The 25144-nt window shown below is 35.8% G+C and carries 21 protein-coding genes and 1 riboswitch; of the genes, 19 read left to right on the forward strand and 2 right to left on the reverse strand.

Translation table 11 applies throughout. The features are described from left to right. Window position 1 precedes the first annotated feature (1 nt). On the forward strand, window positions 2–1432 hold the full coding sequence (locus AC1DS7_RS05920) for a LutB/LldF family L-lactate oxidation iron-sulfur protein (RefSeq protein ID WP_476998840.1): 1431 nt from the start codon (window positions 2–4) through the stop codon (window positions 1430–1432). Beyond that, a complete protein-coding gene (locus tag AC1DS7_RS05925; protein ID WP_113733958.1) occupies window positions 1413–2114 on the forward strand; it encodes a LutC/YkgG family protein in 702 nt (233 codons plus the stop codon). The genes AC1DS7_RS05920 and AC1DS7_RS05925 overlap by 20 nt, the downstream gene beginning before the upstream one ends. Window positions 2115–2307: 193 nt before the next feature. On the opposite strand, the gene AC1DS7_RS05930 is transcribed toward AC1DS7_RS05925, so the two are convergent. Further along, the gene (locus tag AC1DS7_RS05930; RefSeq protein WP_100248471.1) at window positions 2308–2451 is read right to left on the reverse strand and encodes a sporulation protein YjcZ; all 144 of its coding nucleotides are present in this window, start codon (window positions 2449–2451) and stop codon (window positions 2308–2310) included. A 156-nt stretch (window positions 2452–2607) separates the two neighbouring features. Here AC1DS7_RS05930 and AC1DS7_RS05935 point away from each other — a divergent pair, with 156 nt between their 5' ends. The 13 genes from AC1DS7_RS05935 to AC1DS7_RS05995 all read left to right on the forward strand — a co-directional run bounded on the left by AC1DS7_RS05935 (window position 2608) and on the right by AC1DS7_RS05995 (window position 18588). Continuing rightward, window positions 2608–3192 carry a TetR/AcrR family transcriptional regulator gene (locus AC1DS7_RS05935; protein WP_289403274.1) on the forward strand — a complete coding sequence of 195 codons (585 nt, stop codon included), beginning with the start codon at window positions 2608–2610 and terminating at the stop codon, window positions 3190–3192. A 2-nt stretch (window positions 3193–3194) separates the two neighbouring features. Further along, window positions 3195–3365: a hypothetical protein gene (locus AC1DS7_RS05940; RefSeq protein ID WP_002011131.1), complete on the forward strand. Its 171-nt coding sequence runs from the start codon at window positions 3195–3197 to the stop codon at window positions 3363–3365. 83 nt (window positions 3366–3448) lie between these two features. Beyond that, on the forward strand, window positions 3449–3925 hold the full coding sequence (locus tag AC1DS7_RS05945) for a PH domain-containing protein (RefSeq protein ID WP_061674027.1): 477 nt from the start codon (window positions 3449–3451) through the stop codon (window positions 3923–3925). Next, window positions 3918–5357, forward strand: coding sequence for a PH domain-containing protein (locus tag AC1DS7_RS05950; protein ID WP_289403275.1), 1440 nt, complete (start codon window positions 3918–3920; stop codon window positions 5355–5357). The genes AC1DS7_RS05945 and AC1DS7_RS05950 overlap by 8 nt, the downstream gene beginning before the upstream one ends. Window positions 5358–5559: 202 nt before the next feature. Then, window positions 5560–6213 carry a DUF975 family protein gene (locus tag AC1DS7_RS05955; protein ID WP_044444060.1) on the forward strand — a complete coding sequence of 218 codons (654 nt, stop codon included), beginning with the start codon at window positions 5560–5562 and terminating at the stop codon, window positions 6211–6213. A gap of 219 nt (window positions 6214–6432) precedes the next feature. After that, window positions 6433–6870, forward strand: a complete 438-nt coding sequence (locus AC1DS7_RS05960; protein WP_159146328.1) for a hypothetical protein — start codon at window positions 6433–6435, stop codon at window positions 6868–6870. Then, a complete protein-coding gene (locus AC1DS7_RS05965) occupies window positions 6867–7133 on the forward strand; it encodes a CPCC family cysteine-rich protein (RefSeq protein WP_476998841.1) in 267 nt (88 codons plus the stop codon). Before AC1DS7_RS05960 ends, AC1DS7_RS05965 begins: the two co-directional genes overlap by 4 nt. Before the next feature lie 418 nt (window positions 7134–7551). Beyond that, window positions 7552–8088: a TetR/AcrR family transcriptional regulator gene (locus AC1DS7_RS05970; protein ID WP_159146330.1), complete on the forward strand. Its 537-nt coding sequence runs from the start codon at window positions 7552–7554 to the stop codon at window positions 8086–8088. A gap of 172 nt (window positions 8089–8260) precedes the next feature. Continuing rightward, window positions 8261–8351: riboswitch (cyclic di-GMP riboswitch) on the forward strand. 60 nt (window positions 8352–8411) lie between these two features. Further along, window positions 8412–13811 (forward strand): SpaA isopeptide-forming pilin-related protein, encoded by a 5400-nt coding sequence (locus AC1DS7_RS05975; protein WP_476998842.1) that lies wholly within the window; start codon window positions 8412–8414, stop codon window positions 13809–13811. Window positions 13812–14612: 801 nt separating this feature from the next. Continuing rightward, window positions 14613–15584 carry a hypothetical protein gene (locus AC1DS7_RS05980; protein ID WP_476998843.1) on the forward strand — a complete coding sequence of 324 codons (972 nt, stop codon included), beginning with the start codon at window positions 14613–14615 and terminating at the stop codon, window positions 15582–15584. A 249-nt stretch (window positions 15585–15833) separates the two neighbouring features. Beyond that, window positions 15834–16508 carry a hypothetical protein gene (locus AC1DS7_RS05985; RefSeq protein WP_002030261.1) on the forward strand — a complete coding sequence of 225 codons (675 nt, stop codon included), beginning with the start codon at window positions 15834–15836 and terminating at the stop codon, window positions 16506–16508. Between the two features lie 192 nt (window positions 16509–16700). Continuing rightward, entirely contained in the window at window positions 16701–17177 is a 477-nt protein-coding gene (locus AC1DS7_RS05990) for a PH domain-containing protein (protein ID WP_002186468.1), read from the forward strand. Continuing rightward, complete coding sequence (locus AC1DS7_RS05995; protein WP_215588801.1) at window positions 17170–18588, forward strand: PH domain-containing protein; 1419 nt, start codon at window positions 17170–17172, stop codon at window positions 18586–18588. Before AC1DS7_RS05990 ends, AC1DS7_RS05995 begins: the two co-directional genes overlap by 8 nt. A gap of 139 nt (window positions 18589–18727) precedes the next feature. Here the strand turns inward: AC1DS7_RS05995 and hmoB are convergent, their stop codons facing one another. Then, the gene (gene hmoB, locus AC1DS7_RS06000; RefSeq protein ID WP_215588802.1) at window positions 18728–19231 is read right to left on the reverse strand and encodes a heme-degrading monooxygenase HmoB; all 504 of its coding nucleotides are present in this window, start codon (window positions 19229–19231) and stop codon (window positions 18728–18730) included. Between the two features lie 127 nt (window positions 19232–19358). Here hmoB and AC1DS7_RS06005 point away from each other — a divergent pair, with 127 nt between their 5' ends. From AC1DS7_RS06005 to hemY, 4 genes are all read left to right on the forward strand, one after another. After that, entirely contained in the window at window positions 19359–21476 is a 2118-nt protein-coding gene (locus AC1DS7_RS06005; RefSeq protein WP_002011154.1) for a transglycosylase domain-containing protein, read from the forward strand. Window positions 21477–21665: 189 nt separating this feature from the next. Next, the gene (hemE, locus tag AC1DS7_RS06010) at window positions 21666–22712 is read left to right on the forward strand and encodes a uroporphyrinogen decarboxylase (RefSeq protein ID WP_215588803.1); all 1047 of its coding nucleotides are present in this window, start codon (window positions 21666–21668) and stop codon (window positions 22710–22712) included. A 14-nt stretch (window positions 22713–22726) separates the two neighbouring features. Further along, complete coding sequence (hemH, locus tag AC1DS7_RS06015; protein WP_215588804.1) at window positions 22727–23662, forward strand: ferrochelatase; 936 nt, start codon at window positions 22727–22729, stop codon at window positions 23660–23662. A 19-nt stretch (window positions 23663–23681) separates the two neighbouring features. Beyond that, on the forward strand, window positions 23682–25103 hold the full coding sequence (hemY, locus tag AC1DS7_RS06020; protein ID WP_215588805.1) for a protoporphyrinogen oxidase: 1422 nt from the start codon (window positions 23682–23684) through the stop codon (window positions 25101–25103). Window positions 25104–25144: the final 41 nt, after the last annotated feature.

Raw genomic sequence — 25144 nt, forward strand, 5'->3', positions numbered from 1 at the left:
GATGGGAATGAAAATTGGGAACGATCCCTTTCATAAGCGTACTGCAACAGGCATTGGGGATCAATTTATGCGACAGGCTGTCAGGAAAGCGCAAGATGGTCTTAGAGTTAAGAAATTAAAAGCTACTGAGAGTCTTGGGAACTGGGAAGAATGGCGAGCTTTAGGAGAAGAAATTCGAAAGCATACATTAGAGAACCTTGATTATTATTTGCATCAGCTAAGTGAAAATATTGAGAAAAACGGTGGTTTTGTTTATTTCGCAAAAACTGCAGAAGACGCAAGGGAATATGTAAAAGAGATTGTAAAAAAGAAAAACGCGAAAAAAATTGTGAAATCAAAATCGATGGTAACGGAAGAGATTAGTTTAAATGAAGCGATTGAAGAAGCTGGAGCGGAAGTGTTAGAAACAGATCTTGCTGAATTTATTCTACAAGTGAACGACCACGATCCTCCATCACACATTGTTGTTCCGTGTCTTCACAAGGATAAAGAACACATTTGTGAAATATTTAAAACAAAGTTAAATTACACTGGAACATCTGATCCTACGGAAATGGCGAGGTTTGTAAGATCGTATTTACGTGATGATTTTTTTGCAGCGGATATAGGGGTGACTGGATGTAACTTTGCTGTTGCAGAGTCTGGATCAATTTCTATCGTAGCAAACGAAGGAAACGCAAGACTTACTACGACACTTCCGAAAACGTTGATTACAGTTATGGGGATGGAACGTATTGTTCCAACATGGGAAGAGCTTGATGTTTTAGTAACACTTCTATGCCGAAGTTCTGTAGGACAAAAGTTAACAAGTTATATTACAGGGTTAACTGAGCCTGGCGGGGAAGATGGACCTGAGGAATTTCATTTAGTCATTGTTGATAATGGTCGTTCCGATATTGTAGGAACGGAATTCCAAAGTGTCCTCCAGTGCATTCGTTGCGCGGCATGTATTAATGTGTGTCCTGTATACAGGCATATTGGTGGACATGCATATGGCTCTATTTATCCAGGACCAATTGGAGCTGTGTTGACACCGCTTTTAGGGGGATATGATGAATATAAGGATTTACCTTACGCATCTAGCCTTTGTGGTGCTTGTACAGAAGCGTGTCCAGTGAAAATCCCGTTACATGACTTATTAATTAAACACCGTAGTCGCATTGTAGAAGAAAAAAAATCACCTGTGGCTTGGAACGTGGCTATGAAAGGTTTTGAAAAAGCGGTGAAGAGTCCTAGACTATTTTCTTTTGCAGCGAAGAGCGCTCCGTATGCATTAAAACCTCTTGCAAAAGGGGATAAGATCGAGCGTGGAATTGGGCCGTTAAAAGCTTGGACGGATGCGAGAGATTTTCCAGTTCCGAAAAAACAACCGTTTCGAGAGTGGTTTGAAAAACACGAAAAGGAGAACAATGATGGCCATCCAAAATCGTGAGGAATTTTTACTCCAGTTATCAGAAAAGCTTGGTAGGAAACGTCCAGAAGCAGTGGAAAAACCGAACTGGTCTTTTTCCCCGCAGTGGACTGTTTTTGACGGACTGGCGCAAGACGAACTTGTATTAAAGTTAATAGAGCACTGCGAAGTCATTCATACAGAAGTAAAGCGAACAACAAAGGAAAATCTTGTTGAAACATTGGGGTCTTTTATAAAAAGTTGGAATATCAAATCTGTTATATGTTCGAATGATGAGCGCTTTAATGAGTATGGTCTTACACCATGTTTCAGCAATGAAGGAACAACACATTTTCGTACATGGGGATTAGATCATAAAGAAGAGGACATAAAATTTGCGAAAGCTGCTGACCTTGGCATTACGTTCAGTGATATGACTCTGGCAGAATCAGGAACCGTTGTACTATTTAATGACGGGTTAAAAGGAAGACATGTGAGTCTTCTTCCAGAGTCATATATTGCAATCGTTCCTAAAAGTACGATTGTACCAAGATTAACCCAAGCTACAAAACTGATCCATAATCAAAATAAAGCGGGAGAAAACTTGCCGGCTTGTGTGAACTTCGTTTCTGGTCCGTCAAATAGCGCGGATATTGAAATGAACCTTGTCGTAGGTGTGCATGGGCCAATTAGAACAGCGTATATTATTGTGGATGATCAATAATGATTTACGTGTGCGAGTTGGAAATATAGATGAAGCATTATAAGAATACTGAAGATAGAAAGCGCTGGCTGTTAAATATAACCGGGGCTTTCTATTTTGTGTGCCCTTACTGGTGAAGAAACCTTAAGAAGGAAAATTTTAATCTCTGTTTCAGTTTTCTACGCTACTATAACTAACTGAATTGTGTCTTTTCTTAGAAGCTAAACACACTATAACTAGCTCCAATTATAATGAATACGATAAAGAGCAGAATGAGTAATAAAAGCCCACTACTACCGCTCTTACCATCTTTGCCATCTTCACCGCCGCCGCTACCACCTTTACCGCCAGATCCCATATGAAAATCCTCCTTATCGTTATACATTGTTTTTACTTTATATTTTTCTAGGTTCATCAAGAAGTTCCTTTTAAAACTCTAATTAACTTGCAAATCATTCATTTTCATTTTACAATTTACTTACCGACCGGTAAGTAAAAATAGAAGAGGTACAGTATGACAAAAAATTTACAAACATCGCAGCACATTGTAGATGCATCATTTAAACTAATGGCAGAGCATGGCATTGAGAAGATGAGTCTTTCAATGATTGCGAAAGAAGTAGGCATATCAAAGCCAGCTATTTATTATCATTTTCCGTCTAAAGAAGCGCTAGTTGATTTTTTATTTGAAGAGATTTTTTCTGGATATTATTTCGTGGGTTACTTCGATAAAGAACAATATACGAAAGAAAACTTTGCAGAAAAGTTAATCGCAGATGGTTTACATATGTTATCGGAGTATAGAGGTCAAGAAGGCATATTACGCGTTATAAATGAATTCATCGTAACTGCGACGCGAAATGAAAAGTACCAGAAACGCTTATTTGAAATACAAGAAGATTTCTTAAATGGATTCCACGATTTATTAAAGAAAGGTGTGGAACTTGGTGTTGTGTCACAACATGCAACTGAAGAAAACGCGCATACGTTAGCGCTCGTTATTGATAATATGAGTAATTACATATTAATAGGATTCCAGTTAAAGTATAAAGAAATTTGGATTCAAAATGTGAAAAACGTAATGAAGGAGGGGGAATAAAAATGAAAATGCAGAAAAACTGGTGGCTCGGTTTCCTTGGATTTGTGGGAGTGTATAAAATTCCAGGTATGATTGAAGCTTTCCAAGCGGATAAAGGTTGGCTCGCATTAATTAGTTTAGTTTGGCTCCTTTGGTTCGGATATTTTATTCCTGAGAAAAAAACGGATAAATAATAAATTTTCAATTTTATGTAAAGTTATGTAAAATATAGATTGAGACAATTCATATATTAGATTAATAGATTTGGAGTGGTTACATGGATCCATTGAAAAATGAAATTCATCCTGACATGGTCAAGGTGTGGAAAGTTCGTGCTGTAATTGAAGAAGGGATCGGTATTCTCGTCATTTTAGCTTACCTGTTCCTTATGATAAAGTTTGATTGGTGGGCGTGGATTTTGTATGTGATGGTTGGGTTAACAGTTGCGCTAGCACCATTTTCGTACTTTGTATTCCCGAAACTACGTCAGCGTTATTATAGCTATCAATTAAATGAAGAAGAGCTTGAAATTCAGCACGGTCTTTTCGTAGTAAAGCGCGTATTAGTACCGATGATTCGTGTACAGCACGTTACAATTGAACAAGGACCAATTATGAGAAAATATGGATTAGCAGAATTACATATTTCAACAGCGGCAACTTCTCACAGCATTCCAGGCTTAACGATGTATGAAGCAGAAATGTTAAAAACGAGAATCGCAGAATTAGCGAAAGTGAGTGATGAGGATGTATAAGAGGCAGCATCCCATTACGATGTTATTAGAATTAAAAATAACAGACTTTATACCATTATTTATTTTCATGTTTAGTTTAAATGGAAAGTTTCCATTTTGGTATTTAATTCCCGCTGGATTCGGTTTACTTACCGTCTTTTCAGCGTTTGAAAAATGGTATTACACAACATACTGGGTTGAAAATAACGTATTACATGTGAAACAAGGGCTCTTTGTGAAGAAGGAGAGCTACTTAAATAAAGAACGTGTTCAAACGATTAATACAAGTTCAAACGTGTTATATCAAATGCTCGGTTTAAAGAAAATTCAAATCGAAACAGCTGGCGGAGGCGATGATGCAGAAGTAAGCTTAGCTGGTATTACGGAAGACGAGGCGAAGGAGCTTATTTCCTTACTAAATGAGCCAACTCCAGAAGTAAAAGCAGAAGAAACATCAGAAGAAGTAGTAGAAAAAGAAGTTATGACAGAGGAAGAGCAAGCGACAGAGTACAAATTAACTTTGAAAGAAATTTTATTAGCATCTGTTACATCTGGTCAGTTTGGACTATTATTCTCATTAATCTTTTTCGTGTATCACCAAGTAGATGAGTACATTCCGAAATGGATAAAAAATAGCGTAGAGTCGTATGTAATGGATCATGATATATACGGCTGGATTTACATGGTAGCTATTTTACTCGTCCTTTCGTGGATTATATCTACAATTGGTTACGCGTTAAAACATGGTAATTTCACAGTAAATCGAAGAAATGATGAAGTCCGCATTTCGCAAGGATTACTTGAAAGGAAAGAACTTGTACTAAAGTTACACCGCATTCAAGGGATTACAATAAAAGAAGGTATTTTCCGTCAGATGTTCGGTTATTGTGCTGTGCAAGTCGAAGTCATTCAAAGTAAGGGATTGGGAGAAGAGAAAGACAAAGTTACGCTGCATCCGATTATTCGAAAAGATCGTGTGCAAGAGTTACTCGCTCATTTACAATTGCCATATGAACTGAATACAAATATTACTGCATTACCAAAAGCAGCCTTGCGCCGTTATTTAATTGATAGTTTTATATTCTTCGCAATGCTAGCAGTCCCGCTTACTGGGATAAGCATATACTTTGAAAAGTATTTCATCATGTGGGCGTTGTTACCGCTAGCTATCCTCATCTTTACACTTGGATACGCAACATTTAAAACAAATGGTTACAGCGTAAACGGAGAACAAATTACGATTATACATCGTAGTATTGGGAAACATACAGGGCTTGTAAGAAGAAGACACGTCCAATCAATTGAAAAAACACAATCATATTTCCAGCGCCGAGCGGATTTATGTACGTATACGTTTTCTAGTGCATCATCGAATTATAAACTAGAGCATACGAGAGTAGAAGATGCGGAGAGAATGCAGGATTGGTATAAGAAGAGAATAAGTGAGAATTAATTTGAAAAGGCTTGCCTAGTATGAAAGGCAGGCTTTTTTGTTATGGAGAAATGAGTAATTTGATTCATATATGGGTGCAAATACAGCTCACATTTCTCAATACGTATCAGAAAAAAAGTAGTACCTTTCTATTTCAGGGAAATTCGTAAAATTTTTGATATAAATGGTATACTAATATAGAAATAATATTAGGAGGTTATATATGATAAGTCAGTTGAAAAGAGAAGCACTTGATGCATTAAAAGGAAAATGGGGATTAGCGGTAGGGGCAACCTTATTACTTGGAATCCTTATTGGAGCTGTTGAACTTCTAATTACAGGTGTTTTCTCGATGTTTTGGGGTTGGGAAGAAGCAAGTGATTCGCTTACAGTAAGTATTATTGCAATGCTTGTTATTGGTCCGTTAACAATAGGCGCCTACTATCTTGTTTTAAATGTAATCCGTGAGACTAGTGCTCGTATTGGTGATTTATTTAGATGGTTTAGCGATGGAAGTAAGCTTATGAAGTCGTTTTTAACATATTTACTAATGTATGTATACTTGATGCTATGGACATTACTTCTTATTATTCCGGGTATTATTAAATCATTTTCTTATTCTATGACGTATTTTATTTTGAATGATCGTCCAGAATACACAGCGAATCAAGCGATTACCGAAAGTCGCCATATGATGAATGGACATAAAATGGATTACTTTTTACTATGCTTAAGTTTCTTAGGTTGGTTCATTTTAAGTATTCTTACTTTAGGAATCGGTTTCTTATGGTTAGTACCTTATTTCTACACGACATCAGCTGCATTTTATGAAGAGATTTCAAAAGAATATTATAAAAAAGAAGGTACTACCTTCTAATAAACCACCTAAACCACTTGTCCCCTAAAGAATATAGGGAACAGACGGTTTAGGTGTTTTGATATGTGTTCTGTTTTCGGGGTTCACTTCAGGATAAGGTACAGGTTTTTATATAGAAATTCTTCCCTCTATGTTTTATCATAGAGGGTTATTTTTTTATGTAAAAATGATAGAAAATAATGAATAATATATGTAAAGGGAAAAGTGAGGTGAATGAGATTGAGCAAATTTTTAATTCCGTATTCATTTTCTATATTAAGTTTATTTATTTCATTAACGGTACTTGATTTATATGATAGGATGGGAAAAAATAATGAGATGATTTCGCCGACTATACTTGGAAAGGTAATTCAAGCTACTTCGCAAATGGGAGTCCTTACATTGTATTTCGGAGTACCTATTATTTTAGGTGGCTGTCTACTTGGTGAGCTATTGTTTAGAGGTATCATTTTACGTTTTAAACTAAGCTATATTATATCTTTATTATTATATTTGCTTTTAGCTTTTAGTATTGTTTTCGTAACGGTAGGGACTCCAACTACATACGAAGATTCTAATACTCTTTTCATGGGAATAACTATGATTTGTGCTGTTACATTCTTTGTGAGTCGGAATATATGGGAGAAAAAATCAGTTAATAATGGAGTGACAAAATGAAATACACTTGTCCATGCTGCGGATATAAAACATTAGAAGAAGAACCACCAGGTACATATGAAATCTGTAACATATGTTATTGGGAAGATGATCCTGTTCAGTTTAACGATCATGACTTTGAAGGCGGAGCAAATGAGGTTTCGCTAAGACAAGCGCAGAAAAATTTCATTGCGTTTGGTGCTTGTGAGGAATGTTTTGTTGAATCAGTTAGAAAATCGACTGGTGAAGATATGAAGGATGCTAGTTGGAAGCAAATTTGTTAAGTGGTTTATAGGTAGAAAATGTTATTACTTATAGAAAGAGAAGTAATAACATTTTTTATTTAGTGATTAAAGAATTGGCAACGTCTTATAAAATAAAACAATAAAGCTGATAGGGTGGTAGGAAGACCAGCGTCGAAAAATGCTTGAAAACTAAAGGATAGGAAATCGACTCGTTAAAATTGTATTTCGCATTTATGGGAATATTAGGAATTTATATAAATGTATAGATGTATAGTCTACGGAGTGTATTTAATGTTATCATATTGGATGATATGGAAATTTTTAATAGAAGAAGCAACTAACAATTCAAAGATAATGAAGCCTATATTGAATAAAAAAATACCTAGTAGTACTGAACAATATTAAAAATAAAATACGTATTTAGATAGAATTAGTAGAAATGAGGGTTTAAAAAGGAATGAACACGAGCATAACACGGCAAAAGATTTTAGCCGCCGCTTCTCAAATTGTTCAATTTAAAGGGGTAGCTAAGTTAACTTTAGAAGCAGTAGCAAAAGAGGCAGGTGTAAGTAAAGGTGGATTATTGTATCACTTTTCAAATAAAGAAGCTTTAATAGAAGGCATGATACTTAAAGGGACAGAGGAGTATCATGGTGCTATTCATAATAGGGTAACGGAAGACACAGAGAAGAAAGGAAGGTGGATTCGTTCTTTTGTAGAGGAAAGATTAAGTAATGAGAAAAGAACAGAAGAGTTGTGTAGTAGTATGATGGCAGCATTAATGCTAAAACCGGAATTACTTGAGCCATTACAACAAGCATTTCAGCAATTGCAAACTAAAATAGAAAATGATGAAATGGATTCTGTTTGTGCCACAATTATTAGATTAGCAGCTGATGGATTATGGTATTCGGAATATTTAGGGATTGGAAGACTAAGTTCTGAATTAAGAGAAAAAGTGATTCAAGCTCTTATCAATGCTTCCTGTAAATAGAATATACAAACTATAGAATAAAAAATAATTCCCCATTGGTTTATTTAATCCGATGGGGAATTATTTTTTTATTAGAATAATAGAACAATTTTGCAGGGTGTTGAATTATAACCGTCCAGACGGTATAGTAATATTTGGTTCAAAAGGAAAATGAAACAAAAAAAGAATAAAAAAATATTTTTAGCACACTATTCGAAAGGATAGGCCGCAAAGCTTAGAGTCTACGGTAATATATTGGTTACTAAGATCGTCTGGTTGCACATTTTTGATGCAACCGGACGGTCTTTTTTTATTATATAAATATAAAAAATTAGGAGGAAATTATGCAAACGAAAAGTACTAAAAGGCACATTTCAATGATTTCATTAGTTTTTCTAGTATTGTTTTCAGTGCTGAATGTATGGGCTCCAGTTATTCAAGCCGCTGTGATAAAAAATCCAGTGGACGAGATTAATATTTCTCGTACTGATGGCACAACATCTGAACCATATCAGGCTTCAGATGGTATGAAAGTAGAAGTGAAGTGGTCAGCTAAAGAGCAAATAAAAAGTGGAGATCAATTCACAATTGATATGCCAAAAGAATTTAGAAAAGATCTTATGAATATGAGTTTTCCTTTAAAAGATGCTGAAGGCAAAACAGTTGGTACATGTGAGATGAAAAAGGGTCTATTAACGTGTACTATGGGTGATTATGTAGAAGGAAAGAATAACGTTAAAGGTTCTTTATTCGTAGAATTTTACTTTGGTCTAGAAGCATATGATGGTGTCCAAAAAATCCCATTAGAATTTAACGTTGATGGTCAAATCGTAAATAAAGAAGTAAGTGTAAGTAATACGACAGAGAGACCGAAGCCGCAGCCCAATACAGATAACCTATTGAAATGGGGTTCTTATAATCAAGAAGATCCGTCCATTGCTGATTGGCTTGTATATGTAAATGCAACTGGAACAGAAATGCAAGATCTTAAATTAACAGATACATTAGGACCTGGGCATGAGTTAATTACAGACAGTGTAGTATTAGAAGAGGCTGTATTTGAAGATGGTTATGCACCAACAAATATTAAGCCAGCAGATTTATCTAAAATTAAAATCAATGCAACGAAGACTGGATTTACAATTGAATTTCCAGACAGTTCAAAAGGTTATATTTTAAGATATAAAACAAAGATTACCAATCCCGCTGCAAAGCCTCATAAAAATACAGTGAAATTAGAAGGCAAAAATATTAAAACTGAAGAAAAAGTAGGAGAAGTATTCGTAAGTGGTGGGGGAGGAACCGGTTCAGGCGACGATAATCCACCTAGTATTGAAAAGAATATAGTTGATGAGAATGGTAAGCTTGTAGAGAATCAGCAGTTAGCGCAAATGGATCAACCTATTCAATATCAAGTTGGTACACATATACCAAACGATCCTCCTAAATACACATCTATGGTAATTAGTGATGATTTAGAAGATGTATTAGAAGTATTAGAGGCAAAAGTGTATGATCAAAATGGCCAAGATATTACTTCTAAAGGAACACTAAAGATAGATAAACAAAAAAGTGAAGTAATATTTACGTTCGGTGAGAGTTTTGACTATAAGTCATATGAGGACCAGATAATTAACTTGAATATTAAGGCGGAAATTAAAGCTGATGCAGACTTATCTTCTTACGTAGATAAGAAGATTCCTAATAAAGCAGAATTACATTTTGATGATAAGAAATTAACATCAAATGAAGTAACGGTTACGCCGCCTGAACCTCCAAAAGACGGTACAGTAGCTATTCATAAAATAGATGCTGAGGATCCGACTAAAGAGTTAACAGGTGCCGAATTTGAAGTTCGAGATAGTGAGGATAAGGTTGTTGCAGTACTGAAAACAGGCGAAAAAGGTTTTTCAGCACCTCAAACTTTAGCTCCTGGGACGTATAAAGTTTATGAAAAAGTAGCACCTGAAGGATATCAAAAATTAACAAGTCCGGTAGAGGTTACGCTTCAAGCTGGAGAAACAAAAACAATTGAAATTAAAAATACCCTGCAAAAGGGTCAAATTGAATTAAAGAAAATTGATTCGGAAAATGGTGAAAAGCCATTAGCAAATGCAGAGTTTGATGTAGTAAAAGACGGTGTAGTAGTTGAACATATTATTACAGATAAAGACGGTAAGGCAATTTCTAAACCGTTAGCACCAGGAAAATATATTTTAAAAGAAACGAAAGCGCCCGAAGGATACCAATTAAAAGAAAAAGAGTTCGAAGTAAATGTAACAGGGGACGGCATATTCCCAATAACAGTAGAAAATGCAATGGTAGACAAAGGTAATGTAGAAATTACAAAAGTGGACAAAGAAAGCGGCGCAGTATTAGCGGGTGTCGAATTTGAAGTCCAAGATGAGAAAGATAAAGTGGTAAGAAAAGTAGTAACAGATAAAGATGGAAAAGCAAACGTTTCAGATCTATCAGTAGGAAAGTACAAATTAGTAGAGACGAAAAGCTTACCAGGTTACAAGAAACTAACAGAATCAGTATCATTTGAAATTAAAAAAGGTATGACGACAGTCCTATCATTGAAAGTAGAAAATGAGCAGTTAGACAAAGGCTCATTAGAAATTACAAAAGTAGATAAAGACAGCCAAAAAGCATTAGCAGGCGTAGTCTTCGAAGTGCAAGATGAAAAAGGAAAAGTGGTAAAAAAAGTAACGACAAATAAAGATGGAAAAGCGAATGTCTCAGACTTATCAGTAGGAAAATACAAATTAGTAGAGACGGAAAGCTTACCAGGTTACAAAAAATTAACAGAGCCAGTATCATTCGAAATTAAAAAAGGTATGACAGAAGTCTTATCACTGAAAGTAGAAAATGAGCAGTTAGATAAAGGCTCAGTAGAAATTATAAAAGTAGATAAAGACAGCCAAAAAGCATTAGAAGGTGTAGTCTTCGAAGTGCAAGATGAAGCTGGAAAAGTAATAAAGAAAGTAACAACAGATAAAAGTGGAAAAGCAAAAATTGCAGACCTATCAGTAGGAAAGTACAAACTAGTAGAAGTAGAAAGTTTACCAGGCTATAAGAAACTAACAGAGCCAGTATCATTTGAAATCAAAAAAGGCATGATCGAGGTACTATCATTAAAAATAGAAAATGAAATGGTAGATACGGGAAATGTAGAGATAACAAAGATAGATAAAGATAATAAGGCACCGTTAGCGGGAGTAACGTTTGTTGTCCAAGATGAAAAGGGCAATGAGGTGAAAAAAGTAACGACAGATAAAGATGGAAAAGCAAATGTTTCAGATTTACCTGTAGGAAAGTATGAATTAGTAGAGGTAGAAAGTTTACCTGGTTATAAAAAGTTAGAAAAACCAGTATCATTTGAAATTAAAAAAGGTATGACGAAGTCTTTAACATTTACTGTAGAAAATGAAATGGTAGATACAGGGAATGTAGAGATCACAAAGATAGACAAAGATAGTAAAGCACCATTAGAAGGTGTTGTGTTTGAAGTACGTGATTCAAAAGGGAAAGTAGTTACTAAAGTAACAACGGATAAAGATGGAAAAGCAAATGTTTCAGATTTATCTATTGGAAAGTATGAGTTGGTGGAGGTAGAAACACCAGCCGGATACAAACCACTAGAAAAACCAATTTTATTCGAAATTGAAAAAGGTAGAGTTACAGCATTACAATTAACTGTCGAAAATGAATTAGTGGATACAGGAAATGTAGAAATTACAAAAGTAGACAAAGAAAATAAAGATGCTTTAGCTGATGCCGTATTTGAGATTCAAGACGAAGCAGGACAAGTAGTCGCTAAAATAACGACAGATAAAAAAGGGCACGCACAGGTTACTAATTTATCAGTTGGAACATACAAGTTGGTAGAGGTAAATGCACCAAAAGGATATAAGCAATTAGTAGATCCGATTACTTTCCAAATTGAAAAAGGTATGACAAAATCTCTTACTTTAACAGTAGAAAACGAAATGTTAGACAAGGGAAATGTAGAAATTACAAAAGTAGATAAAGACAGCCAAAAAGTATTAGCAGGCGTAGTCTTCGAAGTGCAAGATGAAAAAGATAAAGTAGTAACAAAAGTAACAACAGATAAAGATGGAAAAGCAACAATTTCAGATTTATCAGTAGGGAAATATAAGCTAGTAGAGGTAGAAAGCTTACCAGGATACAAAAAACTAGCGAAACCAGTATCGTTCGAAATTAAAAAAGGTATGACAGAAGTCCTATCATTGAAAGTAGAGAACGAAAAGTTAGATAAAGGTTCAGTAGAAATTACAAAAGTAGATAAAGACAGTCAAAAAGTATTAGCAGGCGTAGTCTTCGAAGTGCAAGATGAGCAAGGAAAAGTAGTAACAGAAGTAACGACAGATAAAGAAGGAAAAGCAACAATTTCAGATTTATCTGTAGGTAAGTACAAATTAGTAGAGAAGGAAAACTTACCAGGATACAAAAAATTAACAGAACCAGTATCATTTGAAATTACAAAAGGTATGACAGAAGTCCTATCGTTGAAAGTGGAGAATGAGCAGTTAGATAAAGGTTCAGTAGAAATTACAAAAGTAGATAAAGACAGTCAAAAAGCATTAGCAGGCGTAGTCTTTGAAGTGCAAGATGAGCAAGGCAAAGTAGTAACTGAAGTAACGACAGATAAAGAAGGAAAAGCAACAATTTCAGATTTATCTGTAGGAAAGTACAAATTAGTAGAGAAAGAAAGCTTACCAGGTTACAAAGAACTAACAGAACCAGTATCATTCGAAATTACAAAAGGTATGACGAAAGTTTTATCATTGAAAGTAGAGAATGAACTATTAGACAAAGGTTCAGTAGAAATTACAAAAGTAGATAAAGAGAGCCAAAAAGCATTAGAAGGTGTAGTCTTCGAAGTACAAGATGAAGCTGGAACAGTAGTAAAGGAATTAACAACAGATAAAAGTGGAAAAGCAAAATTCTCAGACTTATCTGTAGGAAAGTACAAATTAGTAGAAAAAGCAGGCTTACCAGGTTACAAGAAGTTAACAGAACCAGTATCATTTGAAATTAAAAAAGGTAGGACGAAAGTTTTATCATTGAAAGTAGAGAATGAACAGTTAGATAAAGGTTCAGTGGAAATTACAAAAATGGCTGCTGAAAGCAAGAATATATTATCAGGAGCTGTGTTTGAAGTTCATGATGACAAAGGTAAAGTAGTAGCGAGAGTAACAACAGATAAAGAAGGAAAAGCAAAAGTCTCAGATCTATCTGTAGGTAACTACACACTTGTAGAAGTAGAAGCACCAAAAGGATATGAAAAATTAACTAATCCAATTCCATTTGAAATCACAAAAGGAATGATAAATTCAGTTCAATTAGAAGTATTAAACGAATTGAGTCATTTAGCACCACCAGGTCCAGAAAAACCAGATCCAGAGAAACCGGAAAAACCAGATCCAGAAAAACCGGAAAAACCAGATCCAGAAAAACCGGAAAAACCAGATCCAGAAAAACCGGAAAAACCAGATCCAGAGAAGCCTGGAACAACAGATCCAGAGAAACCTGGAACAACGAACCCAGAGAAGCCTGGAACAATGAACCCAGAGAAGCCTGGAACAACGAATCCAGAGAAACCTGAAAAAGAATTACCGAAGACAGGGCAGAAAATGCCTGTGGAACCATATATGGGAGCACTTCTTGTAATGATGAGTTTTGGATTACTCGTATTAGGTAGAAAACAGCAAAGATAATAAAAGTGAAAAGGTATCCTCAAAGTATTTGAGGATACCTTTTTTATCTTTATTTGGCATAAAAAAAGCATCTAGCAAAAGAATTAGCTGCAAATAAAAAACACAAGGGAAGATAAATGTCTTCCCGCTTCACGAATGTGCTTATTTCAAAAAAAGTATAAAAACTAGCTTTATTATATATATTTGATGTGTAAAGGTATGGAAGGAAAAGGTTATACGTTTTCGTAGTGTTTTGTTGAAAAAGAGCAATCTATGTAATTAATTTTAATGATTTAGGAAATAAGTCCCGTTCTTAAAGCGTTTGAAGAGCGATAGTCCAATAGTAGGTGGGAGATGAAATTAGGGTTGGAATCTTATTGGATCTTAAAATGTAGAGGGGGGAAAATAATGTAAAAAAAACTATTGTATGTTTAAAACCTTTATGTTACATTTGTGTTACAAAAGAGTTACAAATCGTGACTTTTGTTACGTTTTGTTTTCTGTTGCTTTTCGGTATGTTACAGATTATAGTTTGTATTCCAATTAGCTGAGAATGTTTAAAGCTGAAGAAATAGCAAACTATAAACGAAAAATGATTTTTCTATGTGTATAAGAGTGTGTGTAGTAAAGATTCTGAGTAAGGGCTTTATTAAAATTCCTTTCTGTCTTAAAAGAAGAAGAAAACCAACTACCAACTATTTAGGAGTTTTAAGTAATGATAGTAAATGAAATGTACAGTACATATTTACTTTCAGTCTAATTACTACACAGACTTTTATACATATGATGTTATTGTTTTAGGTATATATAGGGGGAGAGAAAATGAGAAAGTTATTAACGGTAATTGGACTTACGTTTTTAATGCTAGCTGGATGTAGTAATGGGGATTTTGACAAAGCAATGGATGAAGGGAAGACCGCGTTAACGAATAAAGAATATAAAAATGCTTTATCATCATTTGAACGAGCATTAGATGAGAAAAAAGATGATTCAGATGCAACAGTGCTTGTAGAACAAACGAAAGTAATGATTGAAGCAGTGAAGTTAAAAGAAGAAACAAAGGTAGAAGAATCAATCAAGTCATTTGGAAAAGTAGAGAACATGAAGAATGGAAATAATACGCTTATAAAACAAGCCAAGGAAGAACGAACAGCATTAGTAGCGATCTTAGAACAAAAAAAGAATTATAGCGAGCAACTGGTGAAAAGCGAAGAGTTAATAAGTAAGAAAAATTATGCAGAAGCGAAAGAGATGTTAAATAAGGTAGTTTCAGAAACAAAAGATAACAAGAACCTTGAAGAATATAATAAAAAGGCTTTAGGATTAATCACTAAAATTGGTGAAGAGGAAAAAACTGCAAAGAGTGTAACGACAGCAGCGAAGGCACAAAAAAATGATGCAGTAACGAGTCAAAAGGTAGCGACAGAAAAGAACCAAAAAGCAGAGACAGAAAAAAATCAAAAGGCAGTAACAGAAAAGAACCAAAAAACAGAGACAGAAAAAAATCAAAAGGTAGCGACAGAAAAGAATCAGAAGGTAGTAACAGAAAAGAACCAAAAAGTAGAGACAGGAAAGAATCAAAATGCATTTACTTTTGAGAAAGCTAAAGAATATATCAAAAATGAATATAAAGAAGAATATAATTACACGCTAGAGGATACGCAAGTAGAAAATGGAAAGAAATATTATCAAATTAGAGTGCGTACGACATATAAAATAGAAGGCGCAGCTGGAGCAGGATTTACTGGAGTATTCAAGGTGTTCGAAGATGGTACAATTGTTGAAATGCACTAAATTGATGAAAAAGGTATCCTCAAAGTATTTGAGGGTACCTTTTTAGCATAAAAAAAAGCATCTAGCAAAAGTACTAGATGCAAATAAAAACACAAGGGAAGATAAATGTCTTCCCTTTTCCCGTAAGTAATTATATCAAAAAAATTATAAAAAACTAGCTTTATTTTTAATATAATGAATGTATGAGGCTATGATGTTGTAGGATTACATTGTTTTCATAGTGTTTTTTATTAAAAGGAGTGAATTATAGTGCTCGAAGTAAAATTTTATGATTGGAAAAAACAACGTCCTAAAAAACATTATTTGCGTGTGCATGAAATTAGGATTTTTGAGTTAATTTTCTCAAAGAAAATTAACGAGTTTGAAATGGGATTAGGAGAGATTGAGCAAGTTACTGTCTATTGTTTAGCTAATGAGAACACTGATATTTCATATAAAGTGAATAGAGCCTTAGGTGAAATTTGTGTATATGTTCCTTACGATTTTATGGGATTTTTAACACGTGATTCAGTTGAAGAGAAATACAATGAGTTTTGTAAATTAGTACATCAATATGTTATCCCCGGGCTTGAAGAAAACTCTACTCTCTCACCATCTATTGTTAGAGAGTATGTCGAAGAGTCTTTGGGAGAAATTGTGAAACAAAACTATGAAGGGATATTTTTAGTAGGGAAGACACCTAAAAAAAGCCCAAGCCGTAAGAAGATAGCGATATTAAAAGGAATTCATCGTGTTAAAGGTTTCCAACTACGATGTGAGGTGTACGATGAAAAGGGTTTAAAGATTCGCGATCAATTATTGGTGGAAGAGGTAGGTAACGAAATGGTGTATTCAAGATTTTTAGGCACATTAAAATGGGAAAGTGAAAATTTAATTGTGGTCAAATCAAAATCTAGTAGTTGGAAAGAAGAAATTTATATTTAATAATAAAGCTATTATAGAAGAAATGATTTGTATAAAGAAGAGATGCTATTGCTTCTTCTTTCTTTATGTGTATTCCATTAATGAAGGGAATTTTAAAGAAATGCTCGACACAATGTAAGAAACTATAATTTTACAAAACTGTATATAACAACTAATATATAATTAATAAATTTATATAATTGGAGTGATGAGATGCAGCCGTTAGAGAGGGAAATTCATTCTAATATGCTAAAAGTGTGGAGAATTCATGCTTTAATTGGGGCGGCAGTTATACTAGCAGTCGTAATTGCGTATTTCTTTTTTATGATTAACTTTAACTGGTGGGGCTGGTTGTTTGGATTGTTAGTGACAGGAGCAGTTATATACATACCACTCGACTATTTTGTATTTCCAAATTTACGTCAACGTTATTATAGTTACAGATTAAATGAAGAAGAGATTGAGATTCAAAAGGGAATGTTCGTTGTAAAACGCGTACTTATTCCGATGATCCGCGTGCAGCACGTAACGATTGAGCAAGGACCGATTATGAGAAAGTATAATTTAGCAGAATTACATATTTCAACAGCGGCAACTTCTCATAGTATTCCAGGCTTAACGAAAGAAGAAGCAGAGCAGTTGAAAAGACAAATTGGAGAGCTTGCGAAGGTGAGTGATGAGGGTGTATAAGAGGCAACATCCGATCACGATATTGTTAGGTATTCGAATTGCGACTTTGTTGCCTTTTATTTTGCTTGTTTTATTTCGTTCAGATGGTGAAGTAAAACCTTGGTATTTCTTACATCTTGTTCTTTTGGCCATATTATTTATTATGGCAATTTTCTCAGCTATAAAATGGTATTTCAAAGTGTACTGGGTTGAAAATAATATTGTACATATAAAACACGGTGTTTTTGTGAAGAAGGAAAGTTATTTAAATAAAGATCGTGTGCAAAACATTAGTACATCTTCTAATGTCATTTATCAAATGCTTGGGCTTACGAAATTAAATATAGAAGTAGCGGGCGGCGGTAGTGAGCCGGAAGTGATGTTAGCTGGTATTAAAGAAGATGAAGCGAAGGAACTAATTGCCTTATTAAATAAAAAAAGAAGCGCTGCGAGTGAAGAAGTACCCATGGCAGAAGAAAGTAAGACGATTTATCAGTTAACGATGAAAGAGATTTTAGTAGCTTCCATTACGTCTGGTAGATTCGGATTAGTGTTTTCTGGATTACTTCTTATTTACACAGAGTTTAATCAATTTCTTCCAGAATGGCTCATAAATAAAGTGGAAGCGTATGTGATGGATAACGGTGTATATGAATTAATCGTTATGGCCGCGATTTTAATGGCGGTTTCGTGGGTCGTTTCGACAGCTGGTTATGCGCTAAAATATGCGAACTTTAAAATAGAGCGAAACGGAAATGAAATTCGTATTGTGCAAGGGTTATTTGATAAGAAAGAGTTTGTCTTAAAGCTCCACCGCATTCAAGCAATTACTGTGAAAGAAGGAATTCTCCGCCAGCCTTTCGGTTATTGCTCTGTCGAAGTGGAAGTCATTCAAAGTATAGAAGCGGCAGGGAATGAAGTGATGTTACATCCTTTTATGAAGAAAAAAGATGTACAGCAGCTACTTGCCTATTTACAGTTGCCATATGAAATAGAAGAGGAAATCGTTCATTTACCGAAGGCTGCGTTACGCCGTTACGTCATAATGGGCTGGATTACAAGTACTGTGCTCGCTGTGCCAATCGCTGGTACGAGTATATATTTTAAACAACATACTGCGTTGTTCGTTCTTATACCGCTATTTATTGTATTTACAATACTTGCATACGGTAGATATAAAAGTGGTGGATATATGATACGAGACAATCAGTTAGTAATGGTGCACCGAGGTCTCGCGAAATATACAGGGATCATGCGAAGAAGGCATGTTCAAGTGGTCGGATACAATCAATCTTATTTTCAAAAGAAAGACGAGTTATGTACAGCTGCTGTAGCGGTGGCGGGGCAGAGGTATAAAGTGAAGCATATGAGAAAAGAAGACGCGCTTCGCATATATAATTGGTACAAAGAAAAAGGAAACACCAGTGTGTAATGGTGTTTCCTTTTTGTGTGTCGTCATTTGTCGATAAGTCGATATATTCGAAAAATCGCTGATATATTTTGAGTTGCGCCGATATATTTCAAAAATCGCCGGTATAATTTCACATACCGAAGACTCCGAACTCCGAAAATTAAACTAACACATCAAAAGTAGTCACGAACGACGGGCGCGAGAAAATACTTTTTTGCTGTTCTGCATGTGGATGCGCTTGTGCTTGTCCTTGTCCTTCTGCTTGTGCAGGGCGTTTTTTATGAGCGTTTTCGAATGAACGTGATTCTGTCCAGTCTTTAAAGTTTTGCTCTGTTTCCCACATCGTTAAGATGACATATGTATCGTTACTTAATGGGCGAAGAACACGGATTGCCTGGAAGCCAGGCTCATTTTCGATTAGACCAGCACGGTTTTTAAAACGGTTTTCAAATACTGGGCGACCTTCGTCTGTTACAGAAATGTTGTTACAAACGATGTAGCCAGATTGTCCTTTAAATTCTCCAACAGCGTCTAATACGTCATACTGAAGTGTCGATTCTACAGATTCTTCAGTATTTTCTTTATAAAACATATCTTTTTCGTTATTTTTTGCAGTGAAATGTGCTTGTTCTAGAGGTGTTTCGTATGAAATAATAGCCTTCATTTTAATGCCCCCTTTATGGTTTGTCTCTATTATATCAATTCTCTTAAAAAACTTCGAAGATTATATACATAAAGATACTTCTTTTTCAAATAATAAATGTACCATCATTTGGAAAGAAGGCCGATGTATGAAGAAAGCAAAGTGGACTTTATTAGGCGGGGTAGCAACGTTCGTAGTAGCGATTGTACTCTATAAACTTATTGTGTTAACTGGTGGCTATATGATGGATGAAAAGCAGCTTGTTTTCCACTCTTCATCACGTATCGTTGACCAGAAAGGAAAAGAAATTACGAAGTTATATGTAGAAAATAGAGAGCTCGTGCCGATTGAAGAAATTCCAAAGTACGTGCAGCAAGCATTTATTGCTGTGGAAGATTCTCGTTTTTATGAGCATCAAGGAATTGATTACCCTTCTATATTTCGGGCGCTTTATAAAGATGCGTTAGCTGGAGAGAAGGTAGAAGGCGGTAGTACGATTACGCAACAACTAGCTAAAAATGTCTTTTTAACTCGCGAAAAAACATTTACGCGTAAATTGAAAGAGGTCGCAATTTCTCTTCAATTAGAGCAAAAATATACGAAGCAGCAAATTCTTGAAATGTATATGAACCATATTTATTTCGGTCATGGGGCATATGGTATTCAAGCGGCAGCAAAGTTGTATTTTAATAAAAATGTAGAAGATTTAACAGTGGAAGAGGGAGCTATGCTTGCAGGGCTTCCGAAAGCGCCAAATGGCTATTCACCGTACTTATCCCTAGAAAAGAGTAAAGGGCGCCGTGATCTTGTTTTGTCACTTATGCATAAACAAGGCTATTTAACAGCGGAAGATAGTGTTCGTTACCAAGGGAAAACAATCGCTCTTTATAAAAATTCAGATGAACGTGAACTCGCATATATGCCGTATATCGATATGGTTATAGATGAAGCGGCGCGTTTATATGGTTTATCGCATCAAGAAGTACTGCGCGGAGGATATACGTTTGTCGTACCGATGGATGAAAAAGTTCAAAAGGTAGCATATAACCAGTTTCAAGATGCGAGAAATTTCCCTGGTAAAGAAAACGGGGCGCAAGGTGCATTTTTATTAATGGATAATCAGACTGGCGGAATTAAAGCCGCGATTGGCGGAAGAGAGTATGTTCCGAGAGGGCTTAATCGCGTTTTTGCAAAGCGGCAGCCTGGTTCTGTTTTAAAGCCGCTTATCGTATATGGACCTGCACTTGAGACGAAGAAATATAATCCATATTCTTTATTAACGAATGAAAAAAGTTCGTTTGAAGGTTATGAACCTCGAAATTATAATCATGAGTATACGAAAGAGATGACGATGTACGATGCGGTATTAGAATCAGCAAATGTGCCAGCTGTATCTTTATTAAATGAATTAGGGGTAGATGAGGGAAAGCAATATTTAGAGAAAGGGAATGTTCATATTGCGGACTCAGGTTTAAGCACAGCACTTGGCGGGCTAAAAAATGGTGTGTCTCCATTTGATCTTGTCAAAATGTACCGATCTTTTTTAGCAAACGGGAATATTATCGAACCGCACGTTATCGATAAAGTATTAAATAGACACGGGGCGGTCATTGGAGAATCATCAAAAGCTGAAACGAAAGTCTTTTCGAAGCAAACGGCATGGTATATGACAAAGATGCTTGAAGGAGTTGTGAAAGAAGGTACGGCGAAAGCTGGCGTATATAATGGAGCTTTAGCTGGAAAAACAGGCACAACTTCATTGCCGAATGATGACAATGGTGCGCGTGATATGTGGTTCGTTGGATATACACCGAATTTAGTAGGTGCAGTTTGGATTGGCTATGACCGCACCGATAAAGAGCATCAATTACAAGATGGAAATGCATCTGCAACGATGTTATTTAAAAAGATTTTAACGAAAGCAAACATACAAGATAAAGCGAGTTTTCATAGGCCAAAAGGTGTTGAAACAATTGGACTGCCAATTCGTTTAGATAAGATTCAAAACGTGGAAGCAAAACTAGCATTTAGTCCTTTCGGTTTATTTGCAATGAAACTAAGCTGGACGCCGCTTCCTGATGAGCGAATTATGTATCGGATTTATAAAGTTGAAAAAGGAATTCATACTCACGTTGGAACGGCAAAAGGAACGGGGAAATATGAGGAGAAGTTTATTAATATATTCTCAAAACCAAGTTTTTACGTTGTACCATATAACACACAAACGAACCGTGAAGGAGAAAAGTCAAAAGTAGCTAAACCGTAGTTTTTCTCTGTGCTATAATAAGAATGTTGTGAAAATAGTAAACGTTTTTACGAACGTTTGTGTCAATTTAATGAACAACGTACATAATGTTATGCATTTTGTTTTTACAAGCTGTATAGTAAAAAAAGATAAATATCGGAATAGAGCATATTTAAAGAAAAAGCATTGGTAAGGAAGGGAGCTAGGGTCTTGGTAAGAACTATAAATGAGACATTTTTAAAAGCATGTAGGGGGGAACGTACAGAGTATGTACCAGCATGGTATATGCGTCAAGCAGGTCGTTCACAGCCGGAATATAGAAAGATAAAAGAGAAATATTCTTTATTTGAAATTACACATAATCCAGAGTTGTGCGCTTACGTTACAAAGTTGCCAGTTGATCAATATAACGTAGACGCAGCAATTCTTTATAAAGATATTATGTCACCACTACCTGCAATTGGTGTTGATGTGGAAATTAAATCTGGCATTGGTCCAGTTATCGATAGTCCAATCCGTTCTTTACAAGACGTAGAAAAATTAGGGGAAATCAATCCAGAAGATGACGTACCTTACATACTAGATACAATTCGTTTATTAACGACAGAAATGTTAGATGTACCGTTAATCGGTTTTTCAGGAGCTCCATTTACGTTAGCGAGCTATATGATTGAAGGCGGTCCTTCTCGTAACTATCATAATACGAAAGCGTTTATGTATGCAGAGCCGAAAGCTTGGTTCGCTTTAATGGATAAGCTTGCAGATATGGTTATTACATATTTAAAAGCGCAAATTAACGCAGGAGTAAAAGCGGTTCAAATTTTCGATTCTTGGGTTGGAGCAGTAAATGTAGCGGATTACCGTATATTTATTAAACCAGCGATGGAGCGTATTTTTGCAGAAGTTCGTAAGATGGGTGTTCCAATGATTATGCACGGCGTAGGTGCTGCACATTTAGTGAATGAATGGCACGACTTACCGCTTGATGTAGTAGGCTTAGATTGGCGCTTACCGATTGAAGAAGCACGCGCACGTGGTGTTCACAAGGCGGTACAAGGAAATATGGATCCTTCATTCTTATTAGCACCTTGGCCTGTTATTGAAGAACATGTAAAAGGTATTTTAGATCAAGGGATGAAGCAGCCAGGTTATATCTTTAACTTAGGTCACGGCGTATTCCCAGAAGTAAATCCAGATACATTAAAACGCTTAACTACATTTATTCATGAGTACTCTAAAGAACAGTTAGCGAAGTAAAGGAGATTGTCTGTATGAAAAAGAAAATTGGTTTGCTTGTAATGGCATACGGAACGCCATATAAAGAAGAAGATATTGAACGTTACTATACACATATTCGCAGAGGAAGAAAGCCAAGTCCTGAAATGCTAGAAGATTTAACAGAGCGTTACCGTGCAATTGGTGGTATTTCTCCTTTAGCTACTATTACATTAGAGCAAGCTAAAAAGTTAGAGACACGTTTAAATGAAATACAAGATGAAGTAGAGTACCACATGTATCTTGGTTTAAAACATATTGAACCGTTCATTGAAGATGCAGTACAAGCTATGCATAAAGATGGAATAGAAGATGCAATTGCACTCGTTCTTGCCCCTCACTATTCTACTTTTAGCGTGAAGTCGTATGTAGGACGAGCGCAAGAAGAAGCAGGAAAACTTGGAAACTTAACAATTCACGGCATCGATAGCTGGTATAAAGAACCGAAATTTATTCAGTATTGGGTCGATGCAGTGAAAGGTATATATAACGGTATGTCAGAAGCAGAACGTGAAAAAGCAGTGTTAATCGTATCTGCACATAGCTTACCAGAAAAAATTATCGCACTCGGCGACCCATACCCGGATCAATTAAACGAAACAGCTGACTATATTGCACGTGGTGCTGAAGTAGCAAACTATGCAGTAGGTTGGCAAAGTGCCGGAAATACACCAGACCCTTGGATTGGTCCAGATGTACAAGATTTAACGAGAGAACTAAATGAAAAGTACGGTTATACTTCATTCGTATACGCACCAGTTGGATTTGTTGCGGAACATTTAGAAGTTTTATATGACAATGACTTTGAGTGTAAAGTTGTAACGGATGAAATTGGCGCGAAATATTATCGTCCAGAAATGCCAAACTCATCGGACGCATTTATCGACTGTTTAGCAGATGTTGTATTAAAGAAAAAAGAATCTGTAATGTAAGTAGAAAGGGGGAGCTTACTTGAGGGGAAAAGTTGTGATCATCGGCGGTGGCATCACAGGATTAACAACAATGTATAACTTACAAAAAGAAATTCGTGAAAAAAACTTGCCGATAGATGCATTGCTTATAGAAGCGTCTGGTAAACTTGGCGGGAAAATTCAAACCGTTCAAAAAGATGGATTTACAATTGAACGCGGTCCTGATTCTTTCTTAGCAAGAAAAGAGAGTGCAGCTAAATTAGTGAAAGAATTAGGACTTGATGCTGAACTTGTAAATAATAAGGCTGGTCAATCGTTCGTTCTCGTAAACAATCGGTTACATAAAATGCCGAGCGGTTCAATGATGGGAATTCCAACGCAAATTACGCCGTTTCTATTTTCCGGATTGTTCTCCCCAATTGGTAAACTAAGAGCTGGTTTTGACTTATTAATGCCTAGATCAAAACCAGTTTCTGATCAATCACTCGGGCAGTTTTTCAGGCATCGTCTTGGAAATGAAGTCGTTGAAAATTTAATTGAGCCATTATTATCTGGTATTTATGCAGGGGATATTGATGAAATGAGTTTAATGTCAACATTCCCTCAAATTTATCAAATTGAACAGGAGCACCGTAGTATTTCACTCGGTATGCGTACGCTCGCTCCAAAGCAAGAGAAGGCTGAATTGAAAAAAGGAATATTTAAAACTGTGAAAACCGGTTTAGAATCTATAGTAGAATCTCTTGAAACGAAGATTCCTAATGATATGGTAATGAAGGGAACTCGTATCGAAAAGGTTGCAAAACTTGGTGATAGTTATACGATTACGCTTAGTAACGGAAAAGAAATGGAAGCAGACGCGATTGTAGTTGCGACGCCGCATAAAGTATTGCCATCTATGTTTGCGCAGTATAAGCAGTTTCGTTTCTTCCGTAACATTCCGTCTACATCAGTTGCAAACGTGGCACTTGCTTTCCCAAAGTCTGCAATTCAGCGTGATATTGATGGTACCGGATTTGTCGTATCAAGAAATAGTGATTATACAATTACAGCGTGTACGTGGACACACAAAAAATGGCCACATACAACGCCAGAAGGAAAAACGCTTCTTCGCTGTTACGTCGGACGCCCAGGTGATGAAGCGATTGTTGAACAAACTGACGAAGAAATTGTGCAGCTCGTACTCGAAGACTTACAAAAGACAATGGATATTACAGAGGATCCAGAGTTTACAATTGTAAGCCGCTGGAAAGAAGCGATGCCTCAATATACAGTAGGCCATAAAGAGCGAATGAAAAAGCTCACAACATTTATGGAGGAAGAATTGCCAGGTGTGTATTTGGCAGGTAGTTCTTACGCTGGTTCTGGTCTTCCAGCTTGTATTGAGCAAGGTGAGTTAGCGGCGAAACGTGTGTTATTTCATTTAGAGAAAGTAATGGAGACTAAATTAGTCGCACATTAAAATATTTCAAACAAAACGCCTTCAATTATATTGAAGGCGTT

This window comes from Bacillus sp. P4_E1, from assembly GCF_056401715.1.